Source organism: Aminobacter sp. DSM 101952 (assembly GCF_001424795.1).
Classification (GTDB): domain Bacteria; phylum Pseudomonadota; class Alphaproteobacteria; order Rhizobiales; family Rhizobiaceae; genus Aminobacter; species Aminobacter aganoensis.
Window position 1 is genome coordinate 1 of sequence record NZ_LMCL01000001.1, and the last position, 13248, is coordinate 13248.

Sequence of the window (13248 nt, forward strand, 5' to 3'; positions counted from 1 at the left end):
GTGGCGGGCATCCGGCAGCGCTGGGCAAGGTACGTAAGCGTCCGGGGGCTGCACGTGATGTCAGGCATTGACAGGATTTGCCGCTTTCCAGGCCCACGGCAGGAGGTCGTCGAGGCTGTTGACGGGATGTCCGTCAAGCATGCGCTGAAGTACGTCGGCGAGATAGGCGTAGGGCTCGACGCCGTTGAGCTTGGCGGTCTCGACCAGCGAACAGACGATCGCCCAGCGGCCGCCTCCCCCGTCGCTGCCGGCGAACAGATGGTTCTTGCGGCCAAGAGCCACCGGACGGATCGCTCGCTCGACCGGATTGGTGTCGAGTTCGACGCGGCCGTCATACAGGAAGCGCATCAGCCCCTCCCGGCGCGAGAGCGTGTAACGGATCGCCTCGGCCAGCGTGCTTCGACCGGGGATGCGCGGAAGCTGGGCCTCCAGCCAGGCGCGCAGATCGGTGACAATGGGTTTCGAGCGCTGTCGCCTGGCAATCAACCTATGGGCCGGCGACTGTCCGCGAACCTCCGCTTCAACGGCGTAGATTTCACTGATCCGGCGCAGCGCCTCGTCCGCCACGGGCGATCCGGTCGCTTCCGCGACCTCGTAAAATTTGCGCCGCGTATGCGCCCAGCAGGCGGCGAGAACAATGTCACCCTTGGCCGTGAGTTGTTCGAAGCCGGCATAGCCATCGACATGCAGCACACCTTTGAAGTGCTGAAGATGCGATACCGGGCGCTCGGCCTTTCGGTCGGGTGCGAACAGATAGACAGCCGCCGGCGGCTCGGGTCCGGCCCAGGGCCGCTGCTCGCGCGCATAGACCCACAGCCGCCCCGTCTTGGTGCGCCCGCGGCCCGGATCGAGCACCGGGACCGGTGTGTCGTCGGCGAACAGATGATCCGAAGCGAACACGTTTCTGGCCAGCCGCTCGTGCAGAGCTTCCAGCCACCAGCAGGCGCCGCCGATCCATCCGGCGAGCGTCGAGCGCGCCAGATCGACACCGTGTCGGGCGAAGATCTGCGACTGCCTGTAGAGCGGAGTGTGGTCGCAATATTTGGAGACCAGCACCTGCGCCAGAAGCGCTGGCGTCGCCAGGCCACCGGCGATCAACCGCTCCGGCGCGGGCGCCTGCGTTACCGTCTCGCAAGTCCGGCAGGCGTATTTCGGGCGCACGGTGCGAATGACACGCAGCTGCGCCGGAACCCAATCGAGCATCTCGCTCACGCTCTCGCCGATCACATGGAGTGCGCCACCACAGCACGCGCAAACCGCGTCGCCGATGTCGAGCCGAATATCCTCGCGCGGCAGATGATTGGGCAGCGGCTTGCGGTGGGAGGGTCGCTCGGGCGACAGGTTGCGGACAACTGGCCGGCTCGCCCGGATGCGGGCGATGTCGGCATCAAGGTCTTCCAGTGCGAGCGCCAACTGATCGGGATCGAGGCGTTCGGAACGTCGGCCGAACTGCGCCCGCTGGAGCTTCTTGATGATCGATTGGAGGCGCTCGATCTCACCGTCGCGGCTCTCGACGGCAGCCGCCATATCGCGCAGCAGACGCTGCAAAAATGCTGGATCGGACGGCAGATTGTCGAGGTCGATCAACATGACCGATTCTACTTCAAAACACCTTTTTTCCCAAGCAATAGTGCATTGAATTTCTTGATGTTTGGCGCTTTTTTAACCGGCCAGCGCCGGTCTCCAGACACGCACCGGCGCGCGCCAGTCGATGCCCTCGATCAACATCGCAAGCTGCGCCGGCGTCAGCGTGATCGAGCCGTCATAACCTGCCATACGCGGCCACACGAAGCTGCCCTGGTCGAGCCTTTTGGTGAACAAGCACAGCCCGTTTCCGTCCCAGAACAGGATCTTGAGCAGCGACGCCTTCTTTCCCCGGAAGGCAAACAGATGACCCGAGAACGGGTCCTGCTTCAGCGTTGCCTGGACCAGCATGGCGAGCCCATCCAGCCCCTTCCTCATGTCGGTGGAGCCCAACGCCAGATGCACCTTCACGCCCGCCGGAACGATCATCATGGCACGATCTCCCCGCGCGCGACATGTGCTCGGACAGCGTTGGGATCGCAGTCTGCGGGAGCGAAGACCCGCCGGCCGTCCGGCAGCTCGACTGCCGACATTCCGTCAGGCGGCGGCAAAAGATCATGCAGAACCACGGGGACCGACGAAGCTCCTGCGCCGCTTGCCGGCATCGCGACCGTCGCCAGTTTTACACGTTTCTTCTGCGCGAAGCCGAACCGGACGCGCCAGCGGAACAGCATGCTCGTCACAATGCCATGGCGGCGGCAAACCTCCGCCACCGCGATGCCGGGCTGTTCCGTTTCCAGCACGATGGCGAGCTTCTCCCCGTCGGTGAAGCTGCGCCGGTTGGTGCGTGCGTCGCGCGGCGGATCGGTATTCGGTGTGTCTGTCAATCCGCTTTTCACCGAGCCTTCCTTAGCAGCGCTGCTAGCACCGGTGCTTATTCGCGGGCGGGCGCTCGGATGAAGATGCTCCCGCCAGTCGATTTCCACCTCGCCGTCCTCGAAACGGTCGCGCCATCTGCGCAGCGAATAGGGCGAGAGTTGCAGCGCTGCCGCATACTCACGCACCCCCATGCCGCTCCAATTCATCGCCTCGACATGCATCGCCCAGAACGCCTGGACGGCCTTGCTGCGCACATCGGTGCTCACCGCAAAGTGCCGTCTCTGACGTTTCCTGATCCCCTTCTCGCGCTCCTCCCGGTGCCGCTGGCGGCGCAATTCCGCCTGGTATTCCGCATGCTTACGAGCATCTTCCTTGCTGACGAGATGCTTCATCCAGCGACCGAACGTGGCCTTCGTCAGACAGTGCTGACGACAATATTCCGTCCGGCTCAGACCACTTTGCCGCCACGCCTCGACGTGCAGCGACCAATACGGACTGTGTGCCTTTTCCCAGGAACGACGCGACGCCATCGGAGACCCTCCAATGTACCAAGGAACCGCACATGCCGCGAAAATGCACTACCCCAAGGACGTGTCAGGACCGGACGCTTACNGAACGACGCGACGCCATCGGAGACCCTCCAATGTACCAAGGAACCGCACATGCCGCGAAAATGCACTACCCCAAGGACGTGTCAGGACCGGACGCTTACCAAGGTACGGCGTTAGTGCTGGAGAAACGACAGAGGACGGCGAGATAAAAGCGCCTGCCCGAAACGCGTTAAGCCATTGGCATGGCTTGCGTTTTCCCGGGCATGCGGGTCGGTCGCGGGCATACTGCCCGAATTTTTCCAATGTTTTCAATGCTTCGACATGCACGACCAGCCTCCGGTCACAGTCATGAGCGAGGTTGACCGCGACCTACTCATCAAGCCAGGCCGCATCCGTTCGACGAAGACGCCGAAGGCCAAGAGCTTCGTAAATCAGGTCCTCGCCGCGGCCAAGCGCGCCGGCCACATCTCTGGCAGCGCTCCATCGGGCAAGCCGGGCCGCCGGCCCGGCCACTCCACCTTCGGACGCGGGCGCAATGTCTTCGGACGATCCCGCATCTTCTCCTCGCACCGCCGCGTCGTCATCAAGGCGCGTGTCGCTCGCCATCAGGGGCGGGCATTTCGTTCAGCACCGCTCACCGCCCACGTCTCCTATCTCAAGCGCGAAGGCGTCAGCCGAGATGGCGAGAAGGGCGTGATGTTCGACGCCAACACCGACCGCGCCGACGATCTCGCCTTCGCCGATCGCTGCAAGGACGACCGGCATCATTTCCGCTTCATCATCTCACCGGAGGACGCAGCACAGATGACCGACCTTAAAGGCTTTACCCGAGATCTTGCGCGCCAGATGGAAGCCGATCTTAATACCCGCCTCGACTGGATCGCTGTCGACCACTGGAACACAGACAATCCGCATGTGCATCTGCTCGTGCGCGGCGTCGACGACGTCGGCGCCGACCTCGTCGTCTCTCGCGACTATATCAGCCGCGGTCTACGCTCCCGCGCCGACGATCTCGTTGGCATCGAACTCGGCCCGAAGCCCGAGCACGAAATCCGAAGCGCACTTGAAAAGGAAATCACTGCCGAACGTTGGACGCGGATCGACCAAGAGATCCAGCGCGCCGCCGATGAGACCGGCTATATCGATCTCAGGCCAGACCGATCCGCCCCTGATCCGGCACTTCGCCGCCTCATGGTCGGCCGGCTCCAGCATGTCGAAAAATTGGGGCTCGCCATCCAGGGTAAATCAGGACAATGGGTCGTTGGTCTCGAAGCCGAACCCGCATTGCGCGATCTCGGCATGCGCGGCGATATCATCAAGACAATGCACCGCGCCTTCACGGAGCGCGGCCACGATCGCGGCGTTGGCGATTATGTGGTCGACGGCGGAACCTGTGGCTCGCCGATCATTGGGCGCCTTGTCGATCGCGGCCTTCACAACGAGCTGACCGGCGAGGCCTACGCCGTCATCGACGGGGTCGACGGTCGCGCCCACCATGTCCGCCTCCGGGGCGTCGAAGCCTTCGACCAGGCGCCTGCAAATGGCGGTATCGTCGAAGTCCGTCGCTTTGGAGGTACGGACGACCGCCGCCCGACATTGGTGCTTGCGATGCGATCTGATCACGATCTTCAAGCGCAGGTCACAGCACCTGGTGCTACCTGGATCGATCATCGCCTTGTTGAGCGCGACGCCATGCCGCTGTCGCAGGCCGGGTTTGGTCGAGAGGTGCGCGACGCCATGCAGGCGCGTGGCGAACATCTCGCCGATCAGGGCCTCGCCCGGCGCGACGGCCAGCGCATCATCATGCAACGCGATCTGCTCGCCACCCTTCGACGCCGCGAGCTCGAGGCGGTGGGCGAGAAGCTCTCGGCCGAGACCGGCTTGTCGCATGTGAAGACGCAAGCCGGGCAGCGCGTCGCGGGCGTCGTGCGCCAGCGCCTCGCCCTCTCCTCCGGCCGCTTCGCCATGATTGAAGACGGTCTCGGCTTCCAGCTCGTGCCCTGGTCGCGCGATCTCGACCGCAAGCTCGGCCAGCATGTCGCCGGCGTCGCGAATGTGGCCGGCGGCATCGAACTGTCGGTCGGACGCAAGCGCGACCTCGGCCTCTGACAACGACGGAAAAGGATCACGCATGTCTGCGACCAAAATCCTCTGGGGCCAAATCACGGTGGTCTTCCTGATCGTGATCGTCACCACCTGGGCCGCGACCCAATATGTTGCCTGGCAGCTTGGGTATCAGGCGCAACTCGGCACGCCCTGGTTCAGTCTCGGTGGTGTACCGATCTACTATCCGCCCGCCTTTTTCTGGTGGTGGTACTTCTTCGACGCCTACGCACCCGAGATATTCAACAAGGCCGCTTTCATTGCGGCCTCGGGCGGCTTCATTGCGATCGCTGTTGCCATCGGCATGTCGGTCTGGCGCGCTCGCGAGGCCAAGAACGTCCAGACCTACGGCTCCGCACGATGGGCCGAAAAGAAGGAGGTGGAGGCCGCCGGGCTTCTCGGCTCAGACGGGGTCGTGCTTGGGCGCCTCGATCACGACTATCTGCGCCATGACGGGCCCGAGCATGTACTGTGCTTTGCGCCGACACGTTCGGGCAAAGGCGTCGGCCTTGTGGTGCCTACGCTGCTGACCTGGCCGGGTTCGGCAATCGTTCACGACATCAAGGGCGAAAACTGGCAACTTACGGCCGGCTTCCGCGACAAGCATGGTCGCGTGTTGCTCTTCGATCCGACCAATCCGAAATCAGCCGCCTATAATCCCCTGCTCGAGGTTCGTCGCGGTGATTGGGAGGTGCGCGACGTGCAGAACGTTGCCGATATCCTCGTCGACCCGGAAGGTTCGCTGGACAAGCGCAACCACTGGGAAAAGACCAGCCACTCCCTTCTCGTCGGCGCGATCTTGCATGTCCTCTATGCCGAGGAGGAAAAAACGCTCGCCGGCGTCGCAGCCTTTCTCTCCGATCCGCGCCGGCCGATCGAGGCGACACTCGCCGCGATGATGACGACGAGGCATCTCGGAGACGCCGGCCCGCATCCGGTTGTCGCATCGACGGCACGCGAGCTCCTCAATAAATCCGACAACGAACGATCCGGCGTGCTGTCGACCGCCATGTCGTTCCTCGGCCTTTATCGCGATCCGGTCATCGCGGAAGTGACTGGGCGTTGCGACTGGCGCATCGCCGATCTCACCTCGGACGCAAGGCCGACCACGCTCTATCTGGTCGTACCACCCTCGGACATCTCCCGAACCAAGCCGCTGATCCGTCTCGTCCTCAACCAGATAGGCCGACGGCTCACCGAGGACCTGCACGCAATGGAACTCCGGCACCGCGTCCTCATGATGCTCGACGAGTTCCCGGCTCTCGGCCGCCTCGATTTCTTCGAGTCCGCGCTTGCCTTCATGGCCGGTTACGGCATTAAGAGCTTTCTCATCGCTCAGTCGCTCAACCAGATCGAAAAGGCCTACGGCGCCAACAACTCGATCCTCGACAATTGCCATGTGCGCGTGAGTTTCGCGACCAATGACGAGCGCACCGCCAAACGCGTGTCCGATGCGCTCGGAACGGCCACCGAAATGAAGGCGATGAAGAACTATGCCGGCCACCGGCTCTCGCCATGGCTTGGGCACCTGATGGTCTCGCGTTCAGAAACGGCGCGCGCCCTCCTCACCCCCGGCGAGATCATGCAACTTCCACCGACCGACGAAATCGTGATGATCGCAGGCACTCCGCCGATCCGGGCAAAAAAGGCTCGCTACTACGAGGATGCGCGCTTCCGCGAGCGTGTCATGCAACCGCCGGATCCGGCCAGATTGGGCAGGACCCGTCGCAGCGACAGCTGGTCGACAGTCCTGCCGCGGAAGGCCGATCCAGTACTTTCAGCCGCTGAAGTGCCTGACAGCGCCAATGCCGGCCTGCGTCGCGAACCGGAGCTTCCCGAACATATCGCTATCGCAAAGGAAACCGCTGACCAGAAGCCGGCCGAGGAGTTCGCGCATATCCTCGACGATGAGCCGGAGGACACCGCTCGACAGCGCCAGTCGCTACGCCGCCAGATGAGCGGCATCGCTCGCCAGGTCGCACTCGACCCGAGCGACGGAATGGAGCTCTAAGGCCATGCGCGACCGCCTCAATCTAACCCTGCCGGTGGAACTTATCGGGCGCATCAATGAGCTTGCCGACCGCAAGAAGTTACCCAGGTCGGCCATCGTGGAGGCGGCCGTCAGTTCGTTCCTGTCGCCCGATCACGCCGATGCGCGCGAAGCAGCCTTTGCTCGCCGGCTCGACCGACTGTCCAGGCAAATCCAGCGGATGGAGCGCGATCTTGGCGTCACCGCGGAAACACTCGCCCTTTTTGTGCGCTTCTGGTTGTCGATCACCCCGCCTCTGCCGCCCGAGGCGCAAGCTTCAGCTCAGGCCAAGGGGCGGGAACGTTTCGACGGCTTCGTTGAAACGCTCGGCAAGCGGCTTCAGAAAGGCCAGAGTTTTCTGCGAGAGATCCCCGATGATGTTGAACAGCGTCACACGACGGAATGAATGGCGCGAAGCGCCCCTGAAAGCTGCGTGTACATCCAGACTGCCTTCTTATCCTGTGTCATGAGATCGTCGAAATATGTCGCGTGCACGGCAAAGCTCAGATCGACGATATCGTTCCGTGCACGATCATGTCGTGTCGGCAGTTGGCTTCCCGCGCGTATCCACCAGACCATGTACATCATGATCGCGAGGGAAAACCTGTACAGATAGGTGTCCGACCGCTGCCGAATATCAACGGGAGGTTCGCGTCCATGTAATGCAAACAGCGTCTCGCAAACCTGGTCAGCTGAGCCAAAGATTTTCGCGATCATTTCCTGACTGAATCTGTTTGTAGTCCGAAAGCGGCGCAACTCTTCCGCCGTGTAGGTCTCCTCCATCTCCGGGAGGGATTGAAGAATGTCTACCGCGCCTTCCAGCATTCCCCCCATAAGATCGGCGGCCCTTGACCACTGCATCGTGAATTGTTCGAGGACAGTTGCCTCGCCCCTTCGGGCAAGGTCCAGTGCTTTCATCATCTCACGCAGATCGTTCCCTGTGCCCATCGTAGCAGCCGTCATGCCGAATGCTGGATCAAGCACAGCGATCTCGCCAGATGACTTCAGGACGATGACTTGATCAGGAAAATCGCCAACGACAGAAAGCGTTTCGGCAATCGCCCGGAGCGTTCCAGATTTGTATGTCTCGACCCAGATGACATCCGGCAACACGGCAATGTTCGCGCCTGTTTCCGACAGAAAATCCCGCAAGACTTGAGATCGCATCATGTTGCTGTCGATCACCAAACGCCTGGTCATGGAACATAGCCCTCGCCCTTCTCCTGCAATTGCACGCTACTCTACTACGCCCCCTGAAACCTGTTGAATCTGACTGATTTCTGTCTCTCTTAATCGTCCCCTATCGAGGTCGCGCGGCGCGCCACCCGAACGCGAATGGGGGCGATGTGGCGATTTCTCAACGACATTCCGAAGCATCCTTGCGGGGTGTGCGCATGCTGCGCACCGCATTGGGGCCAGCGATCGCGGGGTTCCTGGAAGATCCGTCCATCGTCGAGGTGATGCTCAATCCCGACGGGCGTCTGTGGATCGACCGCCTCACTGGCGGGCTTGAAGATACCGGTTTCGCAGTCTCTGTCGCCGACGGCGAACGCATCATTCGCCTTGTCGCCCACCATGTCGGCGCCGAAGTACACCCCGGCAATCCACGTGTTTCGGCCGAGCTGCCCGAAACGGGCGAGAGGTTCGAAGGGCTGCTGCCGCCCGTCGTCACAGCACCCGCCTTTGCGATCCGAAAGCCGGCTGTCGCCGTCTTCACTCTCGACGATTACGTCGCTACTGGCGTCATGACGGCGCAGCAGGCAATCACTCTGCGCCAGGCAGTCGCCAAGCGCGCCAACATTCTCGTCGCTGGCGGCACATCGACCGGCAAGACCACGCTCACAAATGCCCTTCTTGCCGAAGTTGCCAAGACTTCGGATCGCGTCGTCCTGATCGAGGACACACGCGAGCTGCAATGCGCCTCGCCCAATCTCGTAGCCCTTCGTACCAAGGAAGGCGTCGTCTCCCTTTCCGATCTCGTTCGCTCGTCGCTTCGCCTGCGCCCCGACCGCATTCCGGTCGGCGAAGTGCGCGGGTCCGAAGCGCTTGACCTCCTCAAAGCCTGGGGCACCGGCCATCCCGGCGGCATCGGCACCATCCATGCCGGCACCGGCATCGGCGCCCTGCGACGCCTCGAACAACTCATCCAGGAAGCCGTCGTCACCGTGCCGCGCGCACTGATCGCAGAGACCATCAATCTCGTCGCCGTGCTTTCGGGACGCGGGTCCGCCCGACGACTGGTTGAACTCGCGCATGTCGAAGGGCTCGGTCCCGGCGGCGACTACCGCATCACACCCAACAACGAAGGGACAACCGCATGACCTCGCCCTTTTTCCGAGCCGGACGCCGCGTCGCGGCATTCTGCCCGGTCACCGTCCTCGCACTGGCGGTAACTCCCGCCGCGCACGCCGCAGGGTCGTCCATGCCGTGGGAACAGCCGCTGCAACAAATCCTGCTGTCGATCGAAGGCCCGGTCGCCAAGATCATCGCCGTGATCATCATCATCGTGACCGGCCTGACGCTTGCTTTCGGCGATACCTCGGGCGGCTTCCGGCGACTGATCCAGATCGTCTTCGGCCTCTCGATCGCCTTCGCCGCATCAAGCTTCTTCCTCAGCTTCTTCAGCTTCGGCGGCGGAGCGCTCATCTGATGGAGGAACCAGTCCCAGGGTTCAGCGCACCTGTTCATCGGGCGCTTACAGAACACATCATGCTCGGCGGCGCCCCCCGCTCGATCGCCATCCTGAACGGCACACTGGCTGCGGCGTTAGGGCTCGGCCTGCGGCTCTGGATCGTCGGCATCGCGCTAGGGCTGATCGGGCACTTGGCCGCCGTCTGGGCGGCCAAGCGCGATCCGATGTTCGCCGACGTTGTGCGCAGGCATCTGCGCATCCCCGGCCATCTCAGAGCGTGAGGCTACCGCCATGATGAACCTTGCCGAATATCGAAACCGAAATGCCCGCCTCTCGGACTTCCTGCCTTGGGCAGCGCTGGTGCGCGAGAGCGTTGTCCTCAACAAGGATGGCAGTCTCCAGCGCAGCGCCCGATTCCGCGGCCCGGATCTCGACAGCTCTGTTGCAGCCGAATTGGTCGCTATCTCCAGCCGTCTCAACAACGCTTTCCGGCGTCTCGGCTCGGGCTGGGCGATCTTCGTCGAAGCCCAGCGTCATGCAGCCGGTGCCTATCCGGAAAGCACATTCGCGGACCCCGCTTCCGCCCTGGTCGATGCCGAACGCAAGGCCGGTTTTGAAGAGACCGGGGCCCACTACGAGTCCAGCTATTTCCTGACCTTCATTTATCTGCCGCCGGCCGAGGACGCCGCCCGGGCGGAAAGCTGGCTCTACGAAGGCAAAGTCGAAAGCGGCGTCGATCCGCACGAGATCGTCACAGGCTTCGTCGACCGGACCGACCGCGTGCTCCAGCTCGTCGAAGGCTTCATGCCCGATTGCGAATGGCTCGACGATGTCGAGACGCTGTCTTACCTCCATGCCTGCGTTTCGACCGAACACCATCGCGTGCGCGTTCCCGAGACGCCGATGTATCTTGATGCGTTGCTCGCGGACCGGCCCCTTGCTGGCGGGCTCGAGCCGCGTCTTGGTGACCAACATCTTCGCGTTCTCACCATTGTCGGCTTTCCGACCGCGACCACGCCTGGAATCCTCGACGAGCTCAATCGCCTCGCATTCCCCTATCGCTGGTCGACCCGCGCCATCCTCCTCGACAAGACTGACGCCACAAGGCTGCTGACCAGGATCAGGCGGCAATGGTTCGCCAAGCGCAAGTCGATCGCTGCGGTCCTGAAGGAGGTGATGACCAACGAGGCAGCCGCTCTTGTCGACACGGATGCAGCCAACAAGGCGGCCGACGCCGATCTCGCGCTTCAGGAACTGGGTGCCGATTATGCCGGACAGGCTTACGTCACCGCGACACTCACCGTCTGGGACGCCGATCCGCGTGTCGCCGACGAGAAGCTGAAGCTAGCCGAAAAGGTCATCCAGGGCCGCGACTTCACATGCATGCCCGAGACCATAAATGCCGTAGACGCCTGGCTCGGTTCTCTACCTGGTCACGTCTACGCCAATGTCCGGCAACCGCCGATCTCCACCGTCAATCTCGCCCACATGATCCCGCTTTCGGCCCTGTGGGCAGGGCCAAAAGAAGATGAGCATTTCGCAGCGCCTCCGCTGCTCTTCGGCAAGACCGAAGGCTCGACCCCGTTCCGCTTTTCGCTTCATGTCGGCGACGTCGGTCACACGCTGATCGTAGGCCCAACAGGTGCGGGCAAATCAGTGCTGCTCGCTCTGATGGCACTGCAGTTCCGCCGCTATCGCCACTCGCAGGTCTTCGCCTTCGATTTCGGCGGCTCGATCCGCGCCGCCACACTCGCCATGGGCGGCGACTGGCATGATCTTGGTGGTGGCCTGAGTGGCGACATTGGCGAGCCGGTCCAGCTCCAGCCACTCGCGCGCATCCATCACGTGCCGGAGCGCGCCTGGGCGGCCGACTGGATCGTCTCGATCCTGGTCCGTGAGAGCGTCCCGATCACTCCGGAGATCAAGGAGCATCTGTGGTCAGCGCTGACCTCTCTCGCCAGTGCTCCGGTCCATGAGCGCACGATCACCGGCCTCAACGTCCTGCTCCAGTCAAATGACCTGAAACAGGCGCTACGCCCCTACTGTGTCGGAGGTCCTTATGGCCGGCTACTCGACGCCGAGTTCGAGCGGATCGGTGAGACATCGGTCCAGGCCTTCGAAACCGAGGGACTGATCGGCACGGCTGCCGCGCCGGCGGTGCTTTCTTATCTCTTTCACCGCATCGAGGACCGGCTGGACGGCTCGCCTACGCTGGTCATCATCGACGAAGGTTGGCTCGCACTCGACGATGACGGCTTCTCCGGCCAGATCCGGGAGTGGCTGAAGACGTTGCGCAAAAAGAACGCCAGCGTCATCTTCGCCACGCAATCGCTGTCGGACATCGACAACTCGACGATCGCGCCCGCCATCATCGAGAGCTGCCAAACCCGGCTCCTGCTGCCGAACGAACGCGCAATCGAGCCACAGATCACCGCAATCTACCGTCGCTTCGGCCTCAACGATCGTCAGATCGAGATTCTAGCGCGCGCTACACCAAAGCGCGACTACTATTGCCAGTCCAGGCGCGGCAACCGGCTCTTTGAACTCGGCCTTTCCGAAGTCGCGCTGGCGCTTTGCGCCGCATCTTCAAAAACCGACCAGACCTTGATCGCGCAGATCCTCAGTGAACATGGCCGCGACGGCTTCCTCGCCGCCTGGCTGCACGCCCGCGGCGTCGATTGGGCGGTCGACCTCATCTCCAATCTCACCAATCTCGTCCCCGAGCCTGAAAAGGAGCCCACGCCATGACCGTCCAACGCTCGCCCCTCCGTGCTGCCTTGATCGCGGCAACGGTTCTTTCCGTGACCGGTGCGGTTTTGCCCGTGCTGACCAGTCAAGCGCATGCCTTCTTCGGCCGCATTGTCTACGATCCGACCAACTACGCGCAAAACGTGCTCACCGCCGCTCGCACACTGGAACAGATCAACAACCAGATCAAAAGCCTCCAGAACGAAGCACAGATGCTCATCAATCAGGCGAGGAACCTGGCGAGCCTGCCATACTCATCGCTCCAGCAGCTTCAGCAGTCGATCCAGAAGACACAGCAGCTTCTCAGGCAGGCGCAAAACATCGCCTTCGACGTGGAGCAGATCGACCAGATGTTCCAGCAGAAATATGGCAGCGCGTCTTTGTCGGCCCCTGATCAGCAACTCATCGCCAACGCGCGCTCACGTTGGCAAAACACAGTAGGCGGCTTGCAAGACGCGATGCGCGTCCAGGCCGGCGTCGTCGAAAACATCGAGACCAATCGTGCCCAGATGTCGGCGCTGATCGGCCAGAGCCAGAATGCTGCCGGCGCTCTTCAGGCAACACAAGCCGGCAACCAGCTACTTGCGCTCCAGGCTCAGCAACTCGCCGACCTCACCGCCGTCATCGCCGCCAATGGCCGGGCGCAGGCGCTGACCGAGGCCGAACGATCCGCCGCTGCCGAACAGGGCCGCGAGCAGCGCCGCCGCTTCCTGATCCCGGGTTCGGGCTATCAGCCCGGCAATGCCCGCATGTTCAACAATGGCAACTGACGGCCACAGGAG

At 62.7% G+C, this 13248-nt stretch carries 12 protein-coding genes; 8 read left to right on the top strand and 4 right to left on the bottom strand.

The genetic code is table 11. The features are described from left to right. Positions 1 to 60: 60 nt before the first annotated feature. The 3 genes from ASC75_RS00005 to ASC75_RS00015 all read right to left on the bottom strand — a co-directional run bounded on the left by ASC75_RS00005 (position 61) and on the right by ASC75_RS00015 (position 2933). Positions 61 to 1590 (bottom strand): IS66 family transposase, encoded by a 1530-nt coding sequence (locus ASC75_RS00005; RefSeq protein ID WP_055968879.1) that lies wholly within the window; start codon positions 1588 to 1590, stop codon positions 61 to 63. Positions 1591 to 1662: 72 nt separating this feature from the next. Continuing rightward, the gene (gene tnpB, locus ASC75_RS00010) at positions 1663 to 2016 is read right to left on the bottom strand and encodes an IS66 family insertion sequence element accessory protein TnpB (RefSeq protein ID WP_055968884.1); all 354 of its coding nucleotides are present in this window, start codon (positions 2014 to 2016) and stop codon (positions 1663 to 1665) included. Continuing rightward, the gene (locus ASC75_RS00015) at positions 2013 to 2933 is read right to left on the bottom strand and encodes a transposase (RefSeq protein WP_055968887.1); all 921 of its coding nucleotides are present in this window, start codon (positions 2931 to 2933) and stop codon (positions 2013 to 2015) included. The genes tnpB and ASC75_RS00015 overlap by 4 nt, the downstream gene beginning before the upstream one ends. 369 nt (positions 2934 to 3302) lie before the next feature. On the opposite strand from ASC75_RS00015, the gene ASC75_RS00020 reads away from it, so the two are divergent. From ASC75_RS00020 to ASC75_RS00030, 3 genes are read left to right on the top strand one after another with little or no spacing between them, the layout of a single operon-like run. Continuing rightward, entirely contained in the window at positions 3303 to 5063 is a 1761-nt protein-coding gene (locus ASC75_RS00020; RefSeq protein ID WP_055970564.1) for a DUF3363 domain-containing protein, read from the top strand. Between the two features lie 22 nt (positions 5064 to 5085). After that, positions 5086 to 7068, top strand: a complete 1983-nt coding sequence (locus ASC75_RS00025; RefSeq protein ID WP_055968890.1) for a conjugal transfer protein TraG — start codon at positions 5086 to 5088, stop codon at positions 7066 to 7068. Positions 7069 to 7072: 4 nt separating this feature from the next. Then, complete coding sequence (locus ASC75_RS00030; protein WP_055968893.1) at positions 7073 to 7492, top strand: ribbon-helix-helix protein, CopG family; 420 nt, start codon at positions 7073 to 7075, stop codon at positions 7490 to 7492. On the opposite strand, the gene ASC75_RS00035 is transcribed toward ASC75_RS00030, so the two are convergent. Continuing rightward, positions 7477 to 8286, bottom strand: coding sequence for a hypothetical protein (locus ASC75_RS00035; RefSeq protein ID WP_055968895.1), 810 nt, complete (start codon positions 8284 to 8286; stop codon positions 7477 to 7479). The two genes, ASC75_RS00030 and ASC75_RS00035, sit on opposite strands and share 16 nt — an antisense overlap. Positions 8287 to 8432: 146 nt before the next feature. Between ASC75_RS00035 and trbB the strand changes: the two genes are divergently transcribed. The 5 genes from trbB to trbJ are packed head-to-tail and all read left to right on the top strand — an operon-like array spanning position 8433 to position 13236. Continuing rightward, positions 8433 to 9407, top strand: coding sequence for a P-type conjugative transfer ATPase TrbB (gene trbB / locus ASC75_RS00040; RefSeq protein WP_055968898.1), 975 nt, complete (start codon positions 8433 to 8435; stop codon positions 9405 to 9407). Then, positions 9404 to 9736 carry a TrbC/VirB2 family protein gene (locus tag ASC75_RS00045; protein ID WP_055968900.1) on the top strand — a complete coding sequence of 111 codons (333 nt, stop codon included), beginning with the start codon at positions 9404 to 9406 and terminating at the stop codon, positions 9734 to 9736. Before trbB ends, ASC75_RS00045 begins: the two co-directional genes overlap by 4 nt. Continuing rightward, positions 9736 to 9999 carry a VirB3 family type IV secretion system protein gene (locus ASC75_RS00050; protein ID WP_055968903.1) on the top strand — a complete coding sequence of 88 codons (264 nt, stop codon included), beginning with the start codon at positions 9736 to 9738 and terminating at the stop codon, positions 9997 to 9999. Before ASC75_RS00045 ends, ASC75_RS00050 begins: the two co-directional genes overlap by 1 nt. A 10-nt stretch (positions 10000 to 10009) precedes the next feature. After that, positions 10010 to 12466, top strand: a complete 2457-nt coding sequence (gene trbE, locus ASC75_RS00055; protein ID WP_055968906.1) for a conjugal transfer protein TrbE — start codon at positions 10010 to 10012, stop codon at positions 12464 to 12466. Beyond that, positions 12463 to 13236, top strand: a complete 774-nt coding sequence (gene trbJ / locus ASC75_RS00060) for a P-type conjugative transfer protein TrbJ (RefSeq protein ID WP_055968910.1) — start codon at positions 12463 to 12465, stop codon at positions 13234 to 13236. The genes trbE and trbJ overlap by 4 nt, the downstream gene beginning before the upstream one ends. The last annotated feature ends 12 nt before the right edge of the window (positions 13237 to 13248 follow it).